The organism is Lactobacillus sp. ESL0228 (assembly GCF_003692825.1).
Taxonomy (GTDB): Bacteria; Bacillota; Bacilli; order Lactobacillales; family Lactobacillaceae; genus Lactobacillus.
Genome location: NZ_REHJ01000008.1, coordinates 238,841 through 260,611 on the forward strand (window position 1 = coordinate 238,841; position 21,771 = coordinate 260,611).

General features: G+C 33.7%; 28 protein-coding genes and 1 other annotated feature. Of the genes, 5 read left to right on the forward strand and 23 right to left on the reverse strand.

Going from position 1 to position 21,771, the window contains the following annotated elements:
* Nucleotides 1–9: 9 nt before the first annotated feature.
* A complete protein-coding gene (locus tag F5ESL0228_RS04555; RefSeq protein ID WP_369916848.1) occupies nucleotides 10–1,803 on the reverse strand; it encodes an FAD-binding protein in 1,794 nt (597 codons plus the stop codon).
* 199 nt (nucleotides 1,804–2,002) lie between these two features.
* Between F5ESL0228_RS04555 and F5ESL0228_RS04560 the strand changes: the two genes are divergently transcribed.
* Entirely contained in the window at nucleotides 2,003–2,893 is an 891-nt protein-coding gene (locus F5ESL0228_RS04560; protein WP_122018286.1) for a LysR family transcriptional regulator, read from the forward strand.
* Nucleotides 2,894–2,969: 76 nt separating this feature from the next.
* Here F5ESL0228_RS04560 and F5ESL0228_RS04565 read toward each other — a convergent pair whose 3' ends face one another.
* Nucleotides 2,970–3,590, reverse strand: a complete 621-nt coding sequence (locus tag F5ESL0228_RS04565) for an SLAP domain-containing protein (RefSeq protein ID WP_122022994.1) — start codon at nucleotides 3,588–3,590, stop codon at nucleotides 2,970–2,972.
* 166 nt (nucleotides 3,591–3,756) lie between these two features.
* Here F5ESL0228_RS04565 and F5ESL0228_RS04570 point away from each other — a divergent pair, with 166 nt between their 5' ends.
* Nucleotides 3,757–4,611 (forward strand): glycosyltransferase family 8 protein, encoded by an 855-nt coding sequence (locus F5ESL0228_RS04570; protein WP_122018288.1) that lies wholly within the window; start codon nucleotides 3,757–3,759, stop codon nucleotides 4,609–4,611.
* A 165-nt stretch (nucleotides 4,612–4,776) separates the two neighbouring features.
* Nucleotides 4,777–5,058: an HU family DNA-binding protein gene (locus F5ESL0228_RS04575; protein WP_122018289.1), complete on the forward strand. Its 282-nt coding sequence runs from the start codon at nucleotides 4,777–4,779 to the stop codon at nucleotides 5,056–5,058.
* A gap of 51 nt (nucleotides 5,059–5,109) precedes the next feature.
* On the opposite strand, the gene F5ESL0228_RS04580 is transcribed toward F5ESL0228_RS04575, so the two are convergent.
* The 4 genes from F5ESL0228_RS04580 to F5ESL0228_RS04595 form a co-directional block, all read right to left on the reverse strand.
* Nucleotides 5,110–5,811, reverse strand: a complete 702-nt coding sequence (locus tag F5ESL0228_RS04580) for a methionine ABC transporter permease (protein ID WP_122018290.1) — start codon at nucleotides 5,809–5,811, stop codon at nucleotides 5,110–5,112.
* Nucleotides 5,804–6,865, reverse strand: coding sequence for a methionine ABC transporter ATP-binding protein (locus F5ESL0228_RS04585; RefSeq protein ID WP_122022995.1), 1,062 nt, complete (start codon nucleotides 6,863–6,865; stop codon nucleotides 5,804–5,806). Before F5ESL0228_RS04585 ends, F5ESL0228_RS04580 begins: the two co-directional genes overlap by 8 nt.
* Nucleotides 6,866–6,883: 18 nt before the next feature.
* Nucleotides 6,884–7,741, reverse strand: coding sequence for a MetQ/NlpA family ABC transporter substrate-binding protein (locus tag F5ESL0228_RS04590; RefSeq protein WP_122022996.1), 858 nt, complete (start codon nucleotides 7,739–7,741; stop codon nucleotides 6,884–6,886).
* A 37-nt stretch (nucleotides 7,742–7,778) separates the two neighbouring features.
* Nucleotides 7,779–8,020 (reverse strand) — a binding site (T-box leader).
* Nucleotides 8,021–8,084: 64 nt separating this feature from the next.
* On the reverse strand, nucleotides 8,085–8,588 hold the full coding sequence (locus tag F5ESL0228_RS04595; RefSeq protein ID WP_122022997.1) for a dihydrofolate reductase: 504 nt from the start codon (nucleotides 8,586–8,588) through the stop codon (nucleotides 8,085–8,087).
* A gap of 87 nt (nucleotides 8,589–8,675) precedes the next feature.
* On the opposite strand from F5ESL0228_RS04595, the gene F5ESL0228_RS04600 reads away from it, so the two are divergent.
* Entirely contained in the window at nucleotides 8,676–9,011 is a 336-nt protein-coding gene (locus F5ESL0228_RS04600) for a TipAS antibiotic-recognition domain-containing protein (protein WP_122022998.1), read from the forward strand.
* An 83-nt stretch (nucleotides 9,012–9,094) separates the two neighbouring features.
* On the opposite strand, the gene pnuC is transcribed toward F5ESL0228_RS04600, so the two are convergent.
* The 6 genes from pnuC to F5ESL0228_RS04625 form a co-directional block, all read right to left on the reverse strand.
* Nucleotides 9,095–9,808 carry a nicotinamide riboside transporter PnuC gene (gene pnuC, locus F5ESL0228_RS04605; protein WP_122022999.1) on the reverse strand — a complete coding sequence of 238 codons (714 nt, stop codon included), beginning with the start codon at nucleotides 9,806–9,808 and terminating at the stop codon, nucleotides 9,095–9,097.
* Nucleotides 9,809–9,920: 112 nt separating this feature from the next.
* Complete coding sequence (locus F5ESL0228_RS08470) at nucleotides 9,921–10,067, reverse strand: hypothetical protein (protein WP_233551593.1); 147 nt, start codon at nucleotides 10,065–10,067, stop codon at nucleotides 9,921–9,923.
* Between the two features lie 90 nt (nucleotides 10,068–10,157).
* Complete coding sequence (locus F5ESL0228_RS08475) at nucleotides 10,158–10,427, reverse strand: MerR family DNA-binding transcriptional regulator (protein ID WP_233553535.1); 270 nt, start codon at nucleotides 10,425–10,427, stop codon at nucleotides 10,158–10,160.
* 357 nt (nucleotides 10,428–10,784) lie between these two features.
* Entirely contained in the window at nucleotides 10,785–11,453 is a 669-nt protein-coding gene (locus tag F5ESL0228_RS04615) for a hypothetical protein (RefSeq protein ID WP_122023000.1), read from the reverse strand.
* An 845-nt stretch (nucleotides 11,454–12,298) separates the two neighbouring features.
* A complete protein-coding gene (locus F5ESL0228_RS04620) occupies nucleotides 12,299–13,423 on the reverse strand; it encodes an ImmA/IrrE family metallo-endopeptidase (RefSeq protein WP_255409567.1) in 1,125 nt (374 codons plus the stop codon).
* A complete protein-coding gene (locus tag F5ESL0228_RS04625) occupies nucleotides 13,401–14,069 on the reverse strand; it encodes a hypothetical protein (protein ID WP_122023002.1) in 669 nt (222 codons plus the stop codon). Before F5ESL0228_RS04625 ends, F5ESL0228_RS04620 begins: the two co-directional genes overlap by 23 nt.
* 527 nt (nucleotides 14,070–14,596) lie before the next feature.
* On the opposite strand from F5ESL0228_RS04625, the gene F5ESL0228_RS04630 reads away from it, so the two are divergent.
* Nucleotides 14,597–15,046, forward strand: coding sequence for a hypothetical protein (locus F5ESL0228_RS04630; RefSeq protein ID WP_122023003.1), 450 nt, complete (start codon nucleotides 14,597–14,599; stop codon nucleotides 15,044–15,046).
* Between the two features lie 67 nt (nucleotides 15,047–15,113).
* Here the strand turns inward: F5ESL0228_RS04630 and F5ESL0228_RS04635 are convergent, their stop codons facing one another.
* From F5ESL0228_RS04635 to F5ESL0228_RS04685, 11 genes are read right to left on the reverse strand one after another with little or no spacing between them, the layout of a single operon-like run.
* A complete protein-coding gene (locus F5ESL0228_RS04635) occupies nucleotides 15,114–15,659 on the reverse strand; it encodes a peptidoglycan recognition family protein (RefSeq protein ID WP_122023004.1) in 546 nt (181 codons plus the stop codon).
* On the reverse strand, nucleotides 15,659–15,970 hold the full coding sequence (locus tag F5ESL0228_RS04640) for a phage holin, LLH family (protein WP_122023005.1): 312 nt from the start codon (nucleotides 15,968–15,970) through the stop codon (nucleotides 15,659–15,661). Before F5ESL0228_RS04640 ends, F5ESL0228_RS04635 begins: the two co-directional genes overlap by 1 nt.
* Nucleotides 15,971–16,001: 31 nt before the next feature.
* On the reverse strand, nucleotides 16,002–16,253 hold the full coding sequence (locus tag F5ESL0228_RS04645; protein WP_122023006.1) for a hypothetical protein: 252 nt from the start codon (nucleotides 16,251–16,253) through the stop codon (nucleotides 16,002–16,004).
* Between the two features lie 11 nt (nucleotides 16,254–16,264).
* On the reverse strand, nucleotides 16,265–16,648 hold the full coding sequence (locus tag F5ESL0228_RS04650) for a hypothetical protein (RefSeq protein ID WP_122023007.1): 384 nt from the start codon (nucleotides 16,646–16,648) through the stop codon (nucleotides 16,265–16,267).
* Complete coding sequence (locus F5ESL0228_RS04655) at nucleotides 16,629–16,784, reverse strand: XkdX family protein (protein WP_122023008.1); 156 nt, start codon at nucleotides 16,782–16,784, stop codon at nucleotides 16,629–16,631. The genes F5ESL0228_RS04650 and F5ESL0228_RS04655 overlap by 20 nt, the downstream gene beginning before the upstream one ends.
* On the reverse strand, nucleotides 16,777–17,151 hold the full coding sequence (locus F5ESL0228_RS04660; protein WP_122023009.1) for a hypothetical protein: 375 nt from the start codon (nucleotides 17,149–17,151) through the stop codon (nucleotides 16,777–16,779). Before F5ESL0228_RS04660 ends, F5ESL0228_RS04655 begins: the two co-directional genes overlap by 8 nt.
* A gap of 20 nt (nucleotides 17,152–17,171) precedes the next feature.
* Nucleotides 17,172–18,194, reverse strand: a complete 1,023-nt coding sequence (locus F5ESL0228_RS04665; protein ID WP_122023010.1) for a hypothetical protein — start codon at nucleotides 18,192–18,194, stop codon at nucleotides 17,172–17,174.
* A gap of 11 nt (nucleotides 18,195–18,205) precedes the next feature.
* Entirely contained in the window at nucleotides 18,206–19,495 is a 1,290-nt protein-coding gene (locus F5ESL0228_RS04670; protein ID WP_122023011.1) for a hypothetical protein, read from the reverse strand.
* A 15-nt stretch (nucleotides 19,496–19,510) separates the two neighbouring features.
* Complete coding sequence (locus F5ESL0228_RS04675; RefSeq protein ID WP_122023012.1) at nucleotides 19,511–20,170, reverse strand: putative phage tail protein; 660 nt, start codon at nucleotides 20,168–20,170, stop codon at nucleotides 19,511–19,513.
* The gene (locus F5ESL0228_RS04680; protein WP_122023013.1) at nucleotides 20,163–21,311 is read right to left on the reverse strand and encodes a baseplate J/gp47 family protein; all 1,149 of its coding nucleotides are present in this window, start codon (nucleotides 21,309–21,311) and stop codon (nucleotides 20,163–20,165) included. Before F5ESL0228_RS04680 ends, F5ESL0228_RS04675 begins: the two co-directional genes overlap by 8 nt.
* The gene (locus tag F5ESL0228_RS04685; RefSeq protein WP_199713317.1) at nucleotides 21,301–21,771 is read right to left on the reverse strand and encodes a DUF2634 domain-containing protein; all 471 of its coding nucleotides are present in this window, start codon (nucleotides 21,769–21,771) and stop codon (nucleotides 21,301–21,303) included. Before F5ESL0228_RS04685 ends, F5ESL0228_RS04680 begins: the two co-directional genes overlap by 11 nt.

Below are 21,771 nucleotides of genomic sequence, written 5' to 3' on the forward strand. Positions count from 1 at the left end.
TTTTTCTTTTTACTTTTGAATATTTTTAATCGCTTTATTAACAGCTTCCTTAAAAGCAGCACTAGTGGTACTTGCTCCACTAACAGCATCAACATCAGTAGTTTGCTTGTCTAACATTGCTTTAGTTAATACAGGTATAGCCTTACCACCTAAAGAAGGTGTTTCTTTTTGTTGCAAAGTTTCAATATTAATTAATCGATTGTCATCAGTTGTCACCCGTACAACAATTGGAACATCATTAATACCATTCTCACTAATTCCAATTCCCTGGTTTTCGCCCGCTTCATAATCAGTTGTTGTTGCATGTGCATCCGATTTAAGATCAGGATTTTGAGAAGCACCCGTTATAACAACAACTTCTTCAATTTTGCGTTTAGGCCAAGCTGCATTTTCACCAGCAATTTTCCCAGAGATCAGCAAATCAGCAATACTATTTGCTCCAACATATTTTGTAGCAAATATATCTCCTAGTTCTCCTGCCTCATATAAATGTGGAATTACATTGTTTTGCATATCAAGAACTTCACACTTTTCATTGCGCTTTGCACCACCATGTGTATGCAAAATATTATGTCTAATGGCAATGGCATAATATGGTCCATTGCCGAAAGCACGCATAGTGTCAATGTGACGATTCAAGAACATATCACGCTTTTTGTTCTCAGTAAGGTAGTTAAAATCAGCAACTGCCTCAGCTAATTTAGGAGCTGTAATTTTTTCTGCTAATTCTTTAATTGAATCTGCCTTAACTGCATATGAAATCAATTGCTTAATTTGGTCGGATTTGTCAGATTCATCACTTGACAGTTGATCATATTGCTTTTGATCCATAATAATATGCGGATGATTTTGGTTAGGAAGCATAATCCAGTTACCATGGTTATACTTATAGCCGTGTCTGTCTTCTTCATCTTCGCGGTAATAACGGGTACCATCATCACCAGCTATAAAAATACTGCCGTTAAATAGACTCTTCCAATTAATCATATATGCAAATTTTTCTCTTGGTTCACCCCTATTAAGAGAAAAGCCATGAGAATCATAGTTTGACATATGCCACAGGCGAGCACCCGCTTCAATTGCAAGGTCGATTCCCTTTCCTTGATTATATAGGGTACCAATCGGTGCTAGTGAACCCTGTCCCAAAAAGTTTTGTACCATATTCTGATTATTTTCAAAACCACCACATGATAAAACAACGCCATTTCTAGCAGCAACATTTCTAATCACATCGTTATGCTTAATTTGCACTCCTAGAATAGTTTTGTTTACAGGATCTTGAATAAGATGTTCTGCTGGGCTTGAAAACCAAATATCAATTTTATCTAAACGTTCATAAACTTTTTTGCGCAATAATTTCCAAAAACCGCCATTATACATCCCAGCAGTCATACTTTGGGAACGCATTGTTTCTGCATGTTTATATTCCGGATACTCACCCTTGGGTCTTCGACCAGTATATTGTGCTTCAATTCCAAAATACTTCTGCGAATATTCTTTCATTTTCATAACATTATTGACGAACGCATCTAAATCTCTGGGATCATATTTGAAAGGATAATATGTTTGTTTGTAGTAATCCCTTAGATCATTATAGTTGTCACTCCAAGCAAAAGCACCACCAGCATAACGTGTGTTACCACCTTCATGGCCCTCTGGCGCAGAATCAATTAGTAAAACGTGAGCATTTTGATCAGCTGCAAATCTTGCAGCTCCAGCTCCAGCACCACCAAATCCGACAACAATTACATCATAGACAGCGTCCCATTTAAGAGTTGAGTCGTAGATCAAATTAATTACCATCACTTTCTTATTAAAAATTCTTATCACAAAAAATATAACCGTTAAAGTAGGTTTAGTCGAACTAATTTTTTAAATAAAAATAATAACTCTAGTTAAATAATTCCTTGTGCTGCAAGACTCTATTGCAATTTTTGATATTATTTAATATAATTCAAAAATATATACTTATAAATATTTTTTATTTACTTTAGGACTTATTATGAATGAAAAAGACCTGTTATATTTTTGCAAACTAGTTGAAACTGGAAGTTATACTACAACTGCTAATTACTTTAAAGTTACCCAACCAACAATTTCAATGGCAATTAAACGTCTAGCTGATAAGTTTGATGATCCGCTTCTCTTACAAAAGAACCGTAAAAGCAAGATTACCTTGACTGATGCAGGAGATTTACTTTATCAAAAAGCTAAAATTTTATTGCATCAAATTGCCAGTATTGACTACGATGTAAGGCATGCGAGTGATAAAAAAATCCGGCTGGCCTTTTCTGGTGAAGCAGGTAATTATTATATTGCCGATATTATTCAAAAATTCTATCAAGCCCATATAACCAACTTAATTGATGTTAATATAAAACGCTCTGCAGATGCTTTTGCCGATTTAACTAATGGAGATGTGGATGTTGCCATCTATTCATGGATGGTTCCAATTAATGACCCTGAATATTTTATTCATAACCTTCAGCGGACAGAGTTGGTACTGATTACGAGTCAAAATCACCCATGGCACAATGTCCATGAAATTAAAGCTGCGGATTTACGTTGCTGCAAATTTATTGCTCGTAAACGTGGATATTTAACTCGAGAATGCCTAGAACAGGAAGCAAAACTGGGTGACTTTTCCCCTAATATTGTTTACACTTCCCCAACAATGAAGTTAATGATTGATCTAGTCAAAAGAAACGTTGGCACTGCACTTGTAATGGAAAGTAGTGTTAAAGAAGAGAATGGTGTTCACATTATTCACTTAAAATCAGGGCAACGACTCTGGGCCTATATGCAAATTGCTATGAGGAAAAGTTTTGTTCCCAACAAATATCAACGAGCGGGAATTGAGATCTTAAGAAATTTTCGTCCAAAAAATAAGTGAACATATTTAAAAAGGCAGCAACGTCTAAATGTTGCTGTCTTTGTCTATCTGTATTTGAATAGAATGATTGCCATTGTTATTGGGCAATGATTTGCGCACTCTTGGCATCAAGATCTGTCCACTTGAGATATCGCGTTTCTGAAATTGCTACAAACTTAGTTTTCTTTATTTCCTTAGTTGCTAAAACTATAACCTTTCGGCCCTTAGGAATATAGTATTTCTGATTAATAACGCCCTTGCTGCTATAAATACGGGCATTACGCTTCACTTTATAACTTACTGCCTTAAAAGGCACAACATTTGTTGCCAAGATGTACTGCTTTTTCTTATTTTTGGCATTAGTGATGAATCTAAGGTAGTTTTCACCTTTTCGGTTATTAAAACCATTAATATAAACAACGGTTCCCTTTTTTAATTTTTTATTCTTAATTTTCTTAAAATCTTGATTATAAATTACACTGTTTTTAGTAACCTTAACGTAGCGGTTAATTAAAGTTAGTGCATTTGCATTGTTCTCAGTTGGTTTCTTACCAGTTTCATTTTGATTTCCATTGGGCTGATTGGTATCAGTAGTTTGGCTTTTCGCAATATTTTGGTCTGTAGTTAAAGCATTTGTTTCCGTAGCCAAGACAGGTGTTACCATACCTAGGTTCAATAGAGTAGCACCTATTATACTTAACAAAATTTTTTTAGTCACTATTATCCCTCATTACTAATTAAAATCTATTTACTTTAATTTTACTACATTCCTGAATAGATATCTGCTCTGAACTAAGTTAAATTAATTTTACGTTAGCAACAGGATTGCTATATACTGATTAAGATGGCTTAGAGTATATTGAGATGTATTTTAGGAGGTTAAAATGGCAAATCCCACAAATAAGCCAATTGAAATTTTAGTAACAATTGATCAGAATTACATAAAACCACTTGAAGTAATGCTATATTCCCTAAAAATTAATAGTTTTACAGACAAATTCAGGATTTGGTTAATTCACGACAATATTGCAGATAAAAAATTAGTTGCATTGACAACTTTTGCGCAGAAAATTGGTATTGAAATTCAACCAATAGCAATGGCATTAAATATTTCTTTCCCGGATTCACTTCTTAATTTACATGATTATCCTAAAGAAATGTACTTTAGACTACTATCAAGTCAAATTCTTCCTTCAGATTTACACCGCATTATTTATCTTGATCCAGATATTTTAGTAATCAATACACTTCGTCCACTATGGGAGCTTGATCTTCAGGGCAAAATGTTTGCTGCTGCTGTCCATGAAGGATTAACTGATATTATGAGTTCAATAAATCAACTACGCCTTGGTACGACAACTGATTATTTTAATTCTGGTATTATGCTAATGGATTTAGATCAAATGCGTGCAAAAGTTAATCTGGAGGACATTTCTAAGGCAATTGCCAAGCATCATGACACCTTAATTTTACCCGATCAAGATATTCTAAATTATCTATACGGTGAAGAGATTTTAAAAATACCTGAAACTCAATGGAATTATGATGCTCGCTCCTATTCAGTATATCTTGCACGAAGTACAGGTAAAATTAATACTGAATGGGTTATGAGTAATACAGCAATTTTACATTTTTGTGGTAAATCGAAGCCCTGGCAAAAAGAAAATCATTCTCGCTTTAAAGCGCTTTACCTCAATTACCTACATTTAACTGCTCGAATTAAAGATTACCAAAAATAAATATAACATTTAGCTTTTTTCTATTGAAGGACGCAATAACTGTGATAAAATAATAAAAGTTAGAAATATCAAGCTATACCATGATTCAAATGTATTTTTATAAGAAATACATTTGAAAATTGCGTGTGCTTTGTATAATAAGTTTTATAGAAAAGAGAAGGAAATATGGCTTCAATCAATAAATCTGAACTTACTAAAGAAGTTGCAGCAAAGACTGAACTCAAGCAAAAGGAGACCGAACAAGTCATCGATGCCTTAATCGAAACAATTAAGGAAAATTTGGCTAAAGGTGAAAAAGTTCAAATCATCGGTTTTGGATCATTTGAAGTTCGTGATCGTGCAGAAAGAAAAGGTCGGAACCCACAAACTGGTAAGACTTTAACTATACCTGCTACAAAAGTTCCTGCTTTTAAGCCAGGTAAGGCTTTGAAAGATGCAGTTAAATAAGTAATCTAGTTAAAACAAAAAACAACGGGATTATCTCCCGTTGTTTTTTGTTTAGCGTTTTTGATGATTTAACTTCTTGGCAAAAAAATCGCCAACTATTTGAACTATAAAAATCAAAATTACCACAAGAGCAGTTGCAATAAATGTCACATCATTATTAAAACGATTGTAGCCATATGAAATTGCCGTATTTCCTAACCCACCAGCACCAATGGCTCCAGCCATTGCCGTTAAACCGATTAAACTAATAATTGTTACGGTTGAAACACGAATCAGTTCAGAACGTGCTTCATTTAAGTAAACATTGAAAATTATATCCCATATAGTTGCCCCTAAACTTTCTGCAGCTTCAATTTTTCCTTGATCAACACTTTCTAAAGCAACCTGAACCTGCCGAGCATAAAAAGGAAAAACACCCAAAGTTAAAGGTACTAGTGCAGCATTTATTCCAATTTGGGTCCCAACAATTTTTTGCGTTACTGGTGCAATAAAAGCGAGTAAAATAATGAAAGGAATTGCCCGAAAAATAGAAACAACTTTATCACAAAGATTAAACAAAAATTGGTTTGGTCGAATTCCTTCTCTTTTTGTTAAAACTAAGATAATTCCAAAAATTATGCCAAGAATACCACCAAAAATGCCTGACCAGAAAGTCATAAACAAAGTTTGACCGATACTTGTCGCCCAACCAGTATCACCTAGCCAGCCAAGTTCAACGACGTTAGGAAAAGCCCTGCTAAACCAGTTAATCATACAAATTCCCCTTTTCATTTAAGCGCGTAACTGCCACTTTTGCTTCTTCTAAAAAGCGAATCGTTTCCTGCTGTTTATCTTCATTCCCTTTTACTAGAACAAGAAGTGTCCCAATTGGTTCTCCATTTAAAAGTTCAACATTACCGTATAACATGCTTACTTCAACACCAATTTTACGGTAAAGGTCAATGACAATTGTTTTGGTAACATTATCCATACTATAAACCAGTTGGTAAATAGCCTCATTTTCAGTTAATTTATCTAATTTAAGTGACTGCAGGGTACTAATTACTTCACCTGAACCCCCAACAAAATTTTGGGTTAATTCAGTTTGAGGATGAAGAACAACGTCACGCAGTGATCCTTTTTCAATTATTTCTCCTCGCTGCATTAAGGCAACTTGGTCACAAACCTGTTTGACAGCGCTCATTTCATGAGTAATTAAGACAATCGTTAAGTTTAACTCATCCTTTAATTTTTTTAATAAAGTTAAAATTTGTTGAGTATTTTGCGGATCTAATGCACTGGTTGCTTCATCTGAAATCAATATATCTGGTTCATTAGCAAGAGCTCGAGCTATTGCAACACGTTGCTGTTGACCACCGGAAAGTTGAGCAGGAAAGAAGTCAGCCTTGTCTTTTAAATCAACTAAATCAAGCAGCTTTAACGATTTAGCTGTTATTTCTTTTTCTTTAAGACCTGAATGTTTTAATGCAAAAGCAATATTTTCAATCACACTAGTCTCATTTAATAAATTGAAATTTTGAAAAATCATTCCAATTTTTCTACGTGCCAGTTGTAGCTGCTTAGTTTCGATTACTTGTTTTCCATTTTTTACAAAGTCAGTTCCATTTACTCTGACATTACCTGCAGTTGGTTTTTGCAAAAGATTAATTGTTCTAACCAAAGTTGACTTACCTGCACCAGAAAAGCCTACTATGCCATAAATACTTCCTTTTTCAACTGTTAAGCTAACGTCATGCACAGCATGAACTGTGTCTTTATCCCGATCAGAAAAATCAACGTTGACATGCTCTAACTCGATAATCCCCATAAAAATTCGCTCCGTTCACTAAAACTTGATGTCCCACGCAGGCTGAGTCATATTACCATAGTACTTCTTGACTAAGCGTTTAGTTTCAGCTGTTTGATATGCTTTAACCACTGCCTGGTAATCCTTGTTATTTTCTTGACCTTTTTTCGCACAAATAATGTTTACCCATTGGAGTGAATCTTTATTTAAAGGTTCAATAAAGATTGTTTGCTTTTCTCCTAAACCAGCAGGACCCGCAAAATCGTTATTAACAACAGCAGCATCGACTGAATTAATTACCCGACCACATTGATCAGCACTAATTTCTTTAATTTTTAAATTTTGTGGATTTTTAATGATATCCGCAACAGTAACTAGTGCCTTATTGGGACGTAATTTAATTAAGCCAGCATTCTTTAACACTAATAATGAACGAGATTCATTAGTGGCGTCATTAGGAACAGCAATTGTTGCACCCTTAGGTAATTCATTCAACTTATGATATTTTTTTGAATATAATCTGATTGGATTAACCTCTGTTCGACCAATTGCTACAACACCACCATGATTAGATTTATTCCATGCCTTTAAGAAGGCATAATGCTGAAATGAATTCAAATCGATATCACCGTTTTTTACTGCTTTATTGGGTTGATTATAATCCGTGAAATTCTTAATCTTAATTGTTACCCCGTACTTCTTTTTAGCAAGAGCAGCGGCATGATTCCAAATATCTTGTTTTGCTTTAGTTTCACTAACAATTCCTACTGTGACAATATGACTTTTCTTTGACTGATTAGTGTTACTACTGCTACGTCCAAAACTAAACCAACCGCCAACAGCAATAAGCAAAATAACTACAGTACCAATAATAATATTCCTACTCTTCTTCGTCATTTTAAAACCTCCAAAAACAAAAAAGCACTTATCCTATCATAAGGACGAGTGCTTCGTGTTACCACCTTTAAATTCATTTACTACTCACGTAATAAATCTCATTAGCTATCAACCAATAGCTTGCAAGGATAACGGATGCAATTCCGCCACTAGCTAAATATCACTAGTAGTCATCATTTCAAGCCCATATTCACCATCAACCACCAACCGATTCTCACCACAATATCGGCTCTCTTTATTAGTAAATAAAATAGTTACTCTGCTTTTCAAGATGTATTAATTATTTAATTGTTTATTAATTTAACACTTAAAATATGAGCTGTCAACTATTTTCTTAAAATTACTACTTGCGTTGATAAGTTAAGAAATCATAATAATAAGTATTATTTGCATCTGGTTGATGAGCAACGCTTTTGATTAAAGCAAACTTGTCATAATCAATTTGTGGCATTGTAACGTTCGCAATAAAATTAGCTTTTATAGCCGTTTTTTCTAAATAATCAACTTGTGAAATTAAAGCTTGAAAAACTGACCGCCCTCCAATAACATAGTTTTTTTCATTTTTATGATATTTTAGCCATGAGTTTAACTCGGTAAGTGAAGAAACAATCTCAACTTGGCTATTTCTTTGATATTTTTGAACCAACTTTTGATTCTTTGTTAGAATAACATGATGTCGCTTGGGTAAAATATTTGGCAAACTGGTAAAAGTTTTTCGGCCCATAATTATTGAATGTCCCATTGTTAATTCCTTAAAATGTTTCAAATCAGCAGGCAAATACCATGGTAATTGACTATTAAAACCAATTTGATGTGACAGATCTTCGGCCCAAATATAAGTAAGCATAATTTCACCTCCCTTTAATTATAAAAGCTCTTTAGAATAAATTACTTAAGACATGCTTTTTCTATTTAAAATTGCTATAGTAAATATATGGCAAAAGATAAGGAGAATGATATGACTAAGAAAGCAGATCAACAAACCGAAAAAAATTTCAATAAAATGAAGGTAACTGAAGCAGATTTGGTAAGAGATTTGCAAGCCGTAGTAAAAGATCCGAGCCAAATCGGTAAATTAAGCGATAAAATTTTTCAGAATCATCAAAAATGGTTAAAAACAATTATGCCTAATTATACACCTGAAATTCATTTGGCAATTGTCAACTCCTATGAAAAAGATAAACGATATCAATCCTATTATGATGATAAGGCTGGTAAAGGTGCAACTAAAGCTTTGATTAAAATTGTTAATGAACATTTAGCAAGTTAACCTTGGTAGTTGATATCAATATTAAAAAGCGTCCCTTAATTTAGGAACGCTTTTTAATATTATCTATTTATGTTTATCAAATATCAGTGAAACCAATGAATATGCTTATCTGTAAACGCTAATAAGTCATTACTTAAGTATAAAATATAAGTAATAAACAATGTTAAGTTTGCATCACCTTGAAAAGCTGTAACTCCCCATAAAATAATTGACATAATACCCTGAATTGTCCAGAAATAATATTGTTCCCGAAAGCGCATTGTACATAGTAATGACCCAGTAATCCCGATTGCTCCTGCAGTAGCATCAATCCATGGACGAGGACTAATAAAGATTTGGGTGTCCATATAATAAAGCATGCTAGTTACAATAGCAAAGAAAATAGCCGTCAATAACCATTGCAAAAGTCCCATCCCTCGAATACTTTTTTCTGTTTCTTGCTTCCAGACTGGTAGAAGTAATACGGGCAAATCAAGAAGTATAATGTATGACGCTTGTAAAACAATATTCGCATAATTTCTTGCGTAAATAGAAATAATTATATAGATAATTGCTGATAATAATCCAAGAATTCCATTTATTTGCTTAGCATTTGTAATTGCCAAGGTACAAGTAAATCCCATAATTGCGGCAATCATAGTAATCACTGCAAGAATATTAAGCGGCGAGGAAATTGTCGTTCCAATAATAATCCCAATACCAAGCATAAGTAGCATGTATGTCTTAAAACTCCATCCACGCAACTGATTTATATACCATTTAAGCCGAAAAATATCAGTATTAAGCTGTAGTTTCATAGTTTAATCCAACCTATTTTAAGATTTATGCCAAAAGCACGTTTTCCATCATATCATTAACAGACATAATTTAAAAATATTATGACTAATATTCAGCTGATTTTAAAGTTGGTCAATCTACTTGTTCATATGCTAATTTTTCGTTTTCATAGGTTAATAATTTATCATCAAAGTGGGCAATCTTATAATTTAAATAATTAATTGTCTTTTGTAATTCTTTAGCTTGCATTTGTAACTGTTGTCTTTGACTTATTAACATTTGCTTACGCAGCTTAGAAGGTGATTGCCTATGATATTCAGAAACAAATTTTTTAATTCCTGAATAGACATTCCTGCTTGACGCAGAGCTTTAATATAAAAAAATCCAGTTTTTATCATTGTCACTATATATCCTATACCCCTGCTGATTGCGATGAATTTTAGGGAGCAAACCGATTTTTTCCCAGTAACGTAAAGTATCTTTTGTTAATTCAAATTCTTGACTAATTTCATTTATGTTTAGTTGTTTATTCACTTTGTTCATTCCAATCATGAATTCTTTGAACTTGAGCAGGATCTCGATGATTGAAAATGAATTGTCTTCGGGATAACCATAATATCCCATTGAATCAATTAGCATAATACTACCTGGTCAGTCTACTTCTTAATTTATAGAAAGAATACTCCTTAATATGCACTCCAAGGCAACTTTTAAGTTAAAAGCAACAAATTAGTGGATTTAGTATGAATAATAGTTCAAATTAAATGAATTCATTATTCCAACAATGTCAATTTCTGCCCTTCAAAATAGTTGGAATTAAATTAAAAAGTGCAGTTTATATTGTTAATGAATTAATTTTCTTTTTTTAAAAATGGTTAAAACTCCAAATTAATGATAGATTAATGCAATTTGATTTAAAAGCAATTAAAAAATAGTGTCTTTCATCAGTGAAAAACACTACCTCTTTTAGTTAATAATTATAGTATAACTTAACTTTTATTTATTTTCAGCTTTCTTAGCTACTTTTTTAACGCTTTTATTAACATTCTTTTTAACGTTTTTAGCAGCTTTCTTAGCCTTTGCTACGGTCTTTTTACCTTGCTTAGAAACAACTTTTTTGCTATCTGCTGGGTGATCAGTTGGAACATCTGGCAATGGGTTAACAATCTTACCTTGTTGTTCTTTTTCAACAACCGGTGCTAACCAATTTATTTCTGCAGTTAAATTATCACGGTATTTTTTAGTGTAACTAGCCTTGTCATTAGTAAAGTGCTTCAAAGTATCTTTATATAAATTTAAACGCTTTAAGTTAGATAATTTTGCGCCTTTTTTTACAGCAACATTGTAATAGCGATTAGCCCGCTTATGAGCCTTTGACCATTTAGCATTGACTTTGATTGGCTTTAATTTCGGCTCTTCAATCTTCTTTTCATCTTGCTTTGGTTTTTGTTCATTTTTTGTAGTATCTGTCTCATTACTATCTTTACCAGTCTTAGCATCCTTGTCCGGAGCTTTAACCTCATTCTTTTGCCCATTATCAGCAATTTTATTTGTTGAAGTTGGATTTGTTTCTGCTGCCAATGTAACAGCTGATTGACTAACTACAGGGGCAATCGAGGTTACTCCAGCAATTGCTAATTCAATAATTTTTTTATTTAATTTCATAATTTGTACACCTTTCTTAAATATGTGACACTTATTATAATGACTATTTATCATTAAGTAAACCTATTATGCAAATTAATTATCAAAATATAATTATATATACTAGTATAATTTAGTGTGGGACTGAGTTCTTTCTACATTAATACACAAAAATACACAAAATGACGCTACTAGCTCAATCAGTGAGTTGAATATTTAACAATAATGATCTTTTTAAAGGTTAAATTATTTTTTTTATTTCTTTTTTGCCGTGCGAAAGCAATAAAAAAGCTTGTAATCATTGATATCACAAGCTTTATAAAAGCATTTAAGGAGAGTACAGTCTAATTTATTAAAAATAAATAATTTAACCATCTCACAATCACTGAAATATCAATATTTATAAATTGATTAATCATAATTAATAACAACTAATTACAAAGTTGGCGAACATTTTGGCGAACATACAAAAAGCACCGTTTAATCGGCACTTTTTTGATTTGTTTTTGGATGGCTTATTTTTGGTGTTCTAGTTTATCGTTTCGTTTTCTTACGCAAATATTAATGCCCCGTTTTGGCTTTTTTTATGCCTAAATTTTATGTTATACTGATTTTAATTAATGCAATTGTCATACAGTACACGCATTAAGCTTGATATTTGTAACTACAAAGGCGATCCTCTTGGATTGCTTTTTTTTGCAAAACAAAAAAGCCACCCTAGACTAACGTCCAGAGTGGCTTTATAAATAACCCCACATACATAGGAAAATTTATATTTGGACTTAAAAAGCAAAATTAAGCATACAAAAATACCGCTCGAATAAACAGGCGGTATTTTGTGGTTCAGAACTTGATCAATTATAACATCATTTAATAATTTTGAGATGTGGTTCATTATAAGAATGAACATCATCAGCAAAGGACATTCCAAAAATAGTCTCTAAATCTTCTACAGGAAATCCCAAAGTCATTTTTAAATCTTGTTTAGATACAAGATTTACATTTAAAAGCATATTCAAAGCCTTTTTGAAAATGATTGGATGCTCCTGAGCCAATTTTTCATCATCTATTTCATGTTTACGCCAATGATTTGCAGAAATTTGTTTTTGTAAATATAAATATTGATTCTCTGACAATAAGTGCAATGAATTTGCTCTATAAACTAAAGCCCCAATAGAAACATTCCAATATAATTTAGCTTGTCTAAAAAAGCTCATACTTGTTGAAGTCAGGTAATCAATAAATGCATTATCCGGCATTAATAAATTAGATGCAAATTGATTAGCCTGCTTTTCTAATAAATTCTTATACTCATTATTATTTAAGTCAAAGACATTTTCTATGCTAGCATGTAATAATATATGACCTAACTCATGAGCAAGATTAAACCGTCTTCTCATAACAGATTCATTATTATCTGTCAAAGCTATTATTGGTCTACCATTTGCCCAAGTTGAGACTGCATCCATTTTTTCATTATGCATAGTAGTTTCAGTAATTATTATACCATTTGCTTCCATAGTATTGGTTAAATTTTTAATTGGTCCATTGCCTAAATGCCAAATTTCACGGACTTCAAATGCTTTTCTTTGAATAATTTTATTAGAAATTTCTTCTATTTCTAAATTAACTGTATCAGGAATAGTAAGCTGAGGCAGTTTTATATAATCAGAAATATATCTTATACTTTGAGCTGCAAAATCTAATCTAATTTTTTGCATTTTTCTTAGTTTATTAGTGCTAGCAGCTTGACTACGAAAAAATATTGTCCCCATCGGGATGGTCGTATCGGATTTTCCAAAAAAAATAGTAGGAAATTGTAAAGCATTAGCGAGTTTTAAAATAGAGTCACCCCTAGGTTTAGTAACTCCCTGTTCATACTTGCTAATTGACTCACGAGAAAGAGAAGATTTATTCGCAAGTTCTGCCATACTGAGTCCTCTCATTAACCTAGCCTTTTTTAATTGGTTAGGATTGAATTTTACCTCCATTATCTTCTTTCTCCTTTTTTAGCAGTTGTTTTACTTCACTACGAAATTCCAATTCAATATCTTGCTTTTCTGAAGCAGTAACTGGAGGAACAATAGTTAATGCATCAGTTATATCTTTAGTGTACAACCAAGAGGTTACACCAGGATTTGGTATTCCTAATTGAATATAATCTAATGTATAATTTTTTCCCCCGTAAGTAACCATTATATACATATTATATGACTTATCTTGTGAAATGTTTTCTTCAAATAAAGATGTCTCAATTGGTACAATATTTTTATTTTGTTCACTTCTTAAAGTACGATTCTTTGCTTTCACAGGTAAATCTTTTTCAGAATTAGTCTTATGAACTGTAATTATACAATTTCTATGTTTTATAGCTAAATATGTATAACCGTTTTTAGATACTTGCTTTGTAAAAAAATTTAAATCTATACCGGATGTTTTAGCATCATGCTTTAACAAAATATCGATATAAACATGCCGTAAATAACCATAGGCATTACGTGCAGCTTGTAACTGTAATTCTGGTTCTCTAGCTATTAACTCTTGAAATTCATTATACCCTCTCTTAACAGAATTTGATAAAAAACCTGCTAATTTAGGATCTGCGTCATTGCTTAAGAAATTTTCTAATGGATTCATGTAAAGTTCCTTTCTAAAATAATATATAGCCGATTCGCGTCTATATTTTTACTTTTTTAGTGCTTTTTGTCAAGTTTTGTTCTACTAGACATATAAAATAGAATTAAAATTAAATTAAAAAAAGCCGCTCCAGAGCGGTCTTTTCCTTCGCATTGGTCTCCCTAAAGATACTAACATTTGTTAATTAATTATAAAATAATCATGGCTTTTTCGCCATTAATCCACTTATCTTTGCCAACAACAATCGAATTAATGGGTGACATTTTGCTTGATGTGACTTTACCCATTTTTTGCTGTATCAAATAGTAATGCATTAGCATCTATAATTTTTTATTATAGCACGAAAAAAGTCCTTAGATTTAATATATTTGCTATAATTTTATAAAACAAAAAATATAATATATTAGAAAAACAAAGTTGTGATAAAATTTATTTGGGGTGATATAAATTGCTTAGCAGATGCTAATAGAAACTATGAAAAATTATCCATAAATTTAGTGCTTTACTTATGAAAGAAGTGATTTTAAATGGAATCTATAAAAGATATGTTTAAATTATTCTTTTCTTTATTAAAATCGGTAATTAATTTTGCTATATCTACCTTGAAACCTTATGTAAATCCTTATATAAAACTCTTAATTATTTTTTTTGTTTCAATTATATTTATAGTTATTGCAGGTTACTTTATAGACAAAAATAAACACTATACTTCTGAAGATGTATTAAAAAAATTAAATAAATATGATTGGATAACTAATTCCCAGCCAGGTAAACAAGTTTATTTGATAAAGTATTGGATTTGGCAGAGAAATAAAAGAAAGGTCATTGTTCATACATTAAGTTATTTATCACGTGATGGCAGATATTACCCGAAACAGAAATTTAAAAAAGTTGGTCCGGTTCGTTTTCCATTTAAAAGAGTTTGTTGGCTTCTTTATGAAGATATGGATATGGATAAATTGAATCAGTATAGATAATCTAATTAAAACACAAAAAATACCGTTCATAGAGTCTTTTCTTAGACTTTACGAACGGTATTTTAAATTATTTAGTTAATTCAATATTTACTCCACTGAAACCATGTTTCAAATCGTGCTGGAATTGCTCTTTTGTAATTCCTAGCTTAGCTAGATACCCCCATGGGTCAGTGTGGTTGGTATTGCTGTACCCATGCTGGACTAACCAAGCGTGAGTTTTGATACCTTTAGCTTTGCTGTCATCCAGTGTTAGCGGAATACCATATTTTTTAGCACTCCAACGGAGCCAGTTTACATAGTGCTTGTAAGCTTTCATGGCACGCTTATGGTTGGTAAACTCGCACAACTCAATCTGCACCGGCGCCATACCGTTTGCAGGACTGCCTGCTCCCCATGCTACATAGCCTAGCTCGCCCACTTGATAGATATTTTTATCATCGATAACTAAGTGCACGTAAGTCTGAGCGGTGCTAATACTCGTCTTCATGTTGCGAGCCACAGCCCACGCTTCACCGTTTGGTGTAGCTGTCGAGTGAGCAATAATAAATCTCGGTGTTGCCAGTTGTGAGCTACCTTCGTTATCACTTAAAGCGTATTTATAATTCCGCTTCATTATTTAGCCTCCTTTGTTTCGTTATAGGCTTTTTGAATCAAGCCTGCTGCAGTATCACGAGTGATTTTGGTTTTAGATAGCTTTGCTTGCTCTAATAAGGCAGTAGTTGCCGTTTCTTTTTTATCTGCACCACTAGCATCACGCGTGGCTTGCTGTGCCACGATGTACTGAGCAACGTCATATAGCCATTTCATTTTGTCAGCGATTGCTGGATTATGTTGCTTAGCATATGGATAGATAGCCACAATCCCTACAGCAAGCAGTACAATGTATGGCAGTACCGAATTTAGAATATTAGTAATTTGAGTCATTTTTAAATCCTTTCTAAAAAAGCACTAGATACTATGATCTAGTGCTTTTCAATTCCTTTAATTCTTTTTCTAGCTTTTTTCGTAAAGCTTTTTCTTCATAATAGTCTTTTTTAAATTCATCTCGTTCGAGGCGAAGTTCTTTATTAATTGAGTCTTTGCTTTTAATGATTGCATCCTTTTCCTTAAAAATGGCATCATAGTCTGCTCTGTTAGTTTTATGTGCTACAGCAATAGCAGTTACTAATGCACCAACAGCGCTGGCAAACACTTGTAAATCGTGCAAGTGATCGCCTCCTAGCTTGTATATGCACACCTGATAATCAAAATAAATAAAACAGCATCAAAGATTACTGCCATTGTCATCTCTATGTTATGGGCAAATAAAACATGCCACAGTTGCTCTGTCAGCAGCACAAATGTCGCACCACCAGCAACAGTAATTGTAATATCATGTATTACTTTATTTTTATTACCAGTAACGGCACAATAGAGCAACACTAATCCCAGAATAATAAAAAAGATGTCAGAATACTCGCTATTCATCATTGGTCTCAATTGTGGTGGCCATGTAAAGTAATTTTTATCAGCAAATAAAAACCCACCAATTAATACAATTGATAGGCCTATTACTACTTGGTTAAAATTTTTATTAATATTACTAATTAGTTTGTGCCACATAGTCGTCACCTGTGATCTCTTTATAGTCGCTACTAGTAAGCAGCGTTAGCCCTACAAAGGAGGCAACATCTGCCTTAGTGTAAAAACCCTCATTATAGAATTCTTGGGTCATTTCTTTAAAATAATCATTAAGCATTAGGCTTACCCCCTTTGGCTAGTAGTGGAGCCATCATCTTAAGCATTTTAGCTTGATTTTCAGCAATCGAATTTAAGCTAGTAGCCTGACTCTGCCCCATTTGTTCTATCTGCTTTTTCTGACTCTCAACTTTGTTGGTTAATTGAGCCACAATCTGGGACTGACTTGTCGGGTCGTTTTCAACCCAGCCGTTAGTTTTATTGTCCCATACGGGGTCGACCAGTGAATCGTCAGGCTTTTCGATGTGCCAGCGCCAAGGTAACTCTCCATCCAGTTTTAAAACGGACTGTATTACCAAGTGGTGCATATTAATGTCTGAACTGTCTGGGTCGCTGAAATAATATGTGTGATATGTTTCTTCTGTCATAATGTTTTCCTTTCTAATTTTCACGCTTTAATAAATTTCTGCATATGTAAAAAGTTATCGGCACCTTCATAAAAAAAGTAAATATTATCCAATTTATTACTACATATACAGATACTATATAGTGTGTCATTTGAGCCATCCCAAAGCTGGTTGTTAAATTTTTGTTTCCCTTTAGAATCGTATTTTTGAAAATAGGTGCCACTGTCATAACTTACGCCATAAACATTTTCATAATTGTCTATTAGCATTTTGTCTGCAGTACCGAAAGAACTATTTATATTACCTATCGCCTTTGCAGTTTGGTTAAGGATTTGTATATTCCCGTTACTTAATAGTACAGCCATCCTGCCCCACGCATTAACTTTAATGGCAAGCAAGTCATAATCGGCAGTATATATGACCTGATAATTTACTGGATTAGCTTTAGAAATTCTATAAACTTGTTTTGCAGCTACAGCATAGAAATATAATTTGTCACTTGCTGTAATGTAAGTTAAGCCAATTACAGTTTTAGTTGATGATAATTTTTGTAAATTTTGATCATATTTAATTATTGCACTATCAGTATAAATATATAAATAATTTTCATCTAGAAAAAATCGATAATCTTTTGTTATTGATGCATCAGATCCGATTGCTATCTTAGCACCTTGTGAATTATATTTATCAAAAAATAATCCATTTAAATTTTGATAAATCGTGTAAAGATTATCAGTATTATCGATTTGGATTATAGGCTTTTGGCTATAACCAAGTTTCGATAGTAGAGTCCCGTTTTCTGAGATTTTATAAACACAAAAATTCCCTGATGAATACAGTTTGGCTACAACATATACATCATTATGACTATCAGCCATTGCTTGTTCAGGCCAGTATGCCTTGTCATCATACTTAACCGTGGTACTAAGGCTATACTGATACTTAGGATCTTGACTTCGGCTATACACTAGTTCTTTGCCTCTGTATGCCTGCGTAATTGCTTGCTTACCGCGATAAATCTGTTGTACTAGCTTATCCCCCACATAAATTTTTGATAAATCCACCGTTTTCACTCCTAGCCATCAATGATATAGTATGTAGTTTTGCCATCAATTGAAGATAAAGCTTGATATTGTGCCAAAGTACCTGACCAACTTTTTGTGTAACCGTCCCAAATAGCACTTAGCTTATTTTTAACTTCTTCAAAATCTACTTGGTTAGTTTTTTTATTTACGCTACTGATAGTTGCATAGGTATCTTTCAAGCTAATGTTTCCATTTGAATCCGGTCCATATCCATCTATTGTCTTAACTCCACTAGTATCATCTGGACTTGGCAGCCATATCATGTCAGGTGGCGTGGCGTTGTCCTGCCATTGACTAGCTTTAAGACAGCTATACTTCCCAACATAGCTGCTGTTACTACTCAGCACAAAAGCAACCCATGAGCAATCGGGCGGAGTTGTAAAAGTTACACTTACTCGTCCTTTACTGCCTGCTGTAATTTGTTTGCTTTTAATAACGGTACCACCGTTGTTTACTTGCAATTCTGCACCTGCTGCATCTGAAGGAAAACTAGAGTAATCAATATCAACGGCAACCGTGTACTTGGTGTTGCCTAAAGTTGTTAGATGGACAATATCAGTTGCTACATTGGGTGGTATGTCTTGACCTTTATTACTGGTGCCTTTCAGTAAATTTGGTGCGAAAACTGGTATTTGTAAAGGAGCGGTGCCTGTGCTATCAGGGCTTATTGGCGTGCCACCATTAACACTAATCTGTTTTAATTTACCAGCTCCTGCAACAAGTTCATCAACTTTATTCTTTGGGTAAACGTCAGTAAGATTCGCTTTGTCGTCTAATTCATTTTTGACTTTATCTAGCTCTGCTTTCGTCGCAGAATCTGAGTCATCCACACTTACTGTAACTTTATCTGTACGTCCAACAACAATAAACATTGTCAAGTTAAATTTAAACAGGACTTCATTTTGATAGTCTGGCATCGTTTCTGGCTCTGCTGCTGTAGTTATCGCATAGAGTATATCTTTATCACTCCCCTCTTCTTTGGCATATACACCAATCGTGTTTAAATCATAGCTTGTTGTCAGATCTTGGTTATCGAAATATAATCCTACGCCTATCACAACACCTTTATTTTGTGTTGAATCAGCAACATCTATAATCTTGCCATATTGGACAATATCTGATAATTCAGTTAATTTTTGTAAATCTTCATTACTTTTATCAGTCATTTTTTTACTAGAAGCTGCAGCCTTAGAAATCGTAAATTTAGTAACTCCTTTATTAGCCCTAGCGGCTAAACTTAGACCTTCATTCGTTAATATTGTTTTATTGTATTCTGACAATTAAAATCACTTCCTTTAATTTTTTATTTGTGAGAGATTAGCCTGTACAGTTACATATGTTTTAAGCCATTTACCAATACCTATTGTGATATTAGAGCTAATTTGATATTTACTATGCGTCAGCAGTTCAATGTAATCCGAATTAAATTGAGCTACTGCCTTAGCTCCTACTTTCATCCCAATACCAATTTTAATGTTATTAGTAATTTGTACTTCGTTTAAAGCCACTCTAATCTCATACATCATGTTAGCCGGTAAATAGATATTAAGCAGATACTTGACATTATCAATTTGTTTATCGGTAATTTCTGCGCTCTTAGCCTCAACAATTGCATCTCTTTTGGGATAGTCAATCATAATAGTGGCAGGTATTTTCAATGTTGAGAATAGTTCTCGCATGTACCTAATAGTAATCGGTCTGGGTGGTAGTAATCGCATTAGTACCTTGTTCTGGCGCATTTGTAAAGTATCGCTTGGTGCAGGTTTAATACCAACTTGATCTTCAAAAACCGAAATACCTTTAGCGTCAGTTTGCGTTACAAACTGGTTCATTAATAATCTTAACTGCTTGGACTCTAACTCATCTAAAACTCCGCTTTGAGCATGCATGATTGCTTCCATTTCATAGATGCCATCATAGTAATCGGGCAAATAGTTCATTAGATTGTTAGCCATCTAGCACCACCTCTCCTAAGATGGGCAATTGCGATGTTTGGTTGTCAAATGTTAAAACTATATCTTGGTCAGTTTCATTAAGCTTTGGCACAGATGAATTAACCACGCCTTCAGTCATCATTATTTGCGACAATACCTTAGAGCGATAGATTGTCTGTGAGTAACCACGGCCAGTTATAGGATTTACACTCTTCCAAGTCTGTCTTAGCAACTTAAAGTAGGCTTCAATTGCCATCTTAATTTTTGACTTAACAATATCTACACCATGATTGCCATCAATATTGACGGTTGCCGAAATATTAACCGTTAACAGTGTAGGTGCTACAACCGTTACTTGGTGGTCAATTGGTGCTAGACCATAGCCGTTGCCCTCGCTGTCAACAGGGTCAATGATGTTCTTAACCTTTTTAACCAAGTCGGCACTAGCAGGCATTAGATTATTGTCAACAATCACTAGCTTGACTGTGCCTGCTCCGTTCCATACAGGGTAAACTTGACCAGCACCGACTTCACTAATTTTGTTGAGCATGGCTAAGTAATCCGTAATATTACCACCGTAGGCAATCCAATCATTCGCTCTTAACAGACGGTCACGCAAATGGTCGTCTGTTTCTTCGTCCCTTGCCGGTGCCACTATCTCAGTTATTTCTGCCCAATTTAATGAATCATTTGATGTAACTGGGAGAACTTGACCTAAATAAGAATTAGCATTTGTTCCTAGTTCATCAGCAGTTAATTCGCCTGTCAGGTCATCATTAATCTTTTGTACGGTATAAAAAATAGGCGTTTCACCAATACTGGCAAATTTATCGCCCATTTGTACATTATTAATCGGATTACCATCTGAATCTAAAAACTTAGCTTTAACTTCTGTCTGTGTAGCGACATAGCGAGCAGTTCCATGTTCAGCTGCTCGATAATCTAAGAACGCTCCTTGTGCCGTCTTAATATATGTCTGTTTAATGATGTTAGCTCTGTCTAGTGACTGTTGTGCCATTACCATTGCAGCTGGCGCTAGTGCATCATAGACAATCGAGCCTTCACGTTGGTCAATGTCATCTGGTACATTGTCTAGCATTAAACTTAGCCAATAATCAAAATCTTCAGCCATATAGCTAGCTGCTAATTCATCAGGATTCATCAAGACTCACCTCACTGTCTATATTAATATCACCAAAAACTGTTATGCATATTCCTCTAACAGCTAGCGTATCATTGGCTGTCTGCATTACTTCATCAATCTTGAGATCGATTACTCTTTCATCTGCTAGTAAAGCTTCTTTTAACATTCTTTCTACTTCAACTTTGGCAAAAGCCATATTTTTGCCAATCAAATCATTAAAATCATTACCATACTGGTCTGAATAGATAGGATAGACTAGACGCTCTGTGCGCAATATCTTATCAACTGCTTGAATCATAGCTTCTTGTTCGTCAATCTTGCCATGAATACGTCCATTTTCAACTTTAAAAGTCAATGATGGTTCATCTTCGAGCGATTCGTCATCGTCATCATCTGTATCGATATCTTCATCTTCCAATTCTGCATCATCAACTTCATTATCGTCATCAGTGACTACAATGTTGTCTTCGTTATCCAT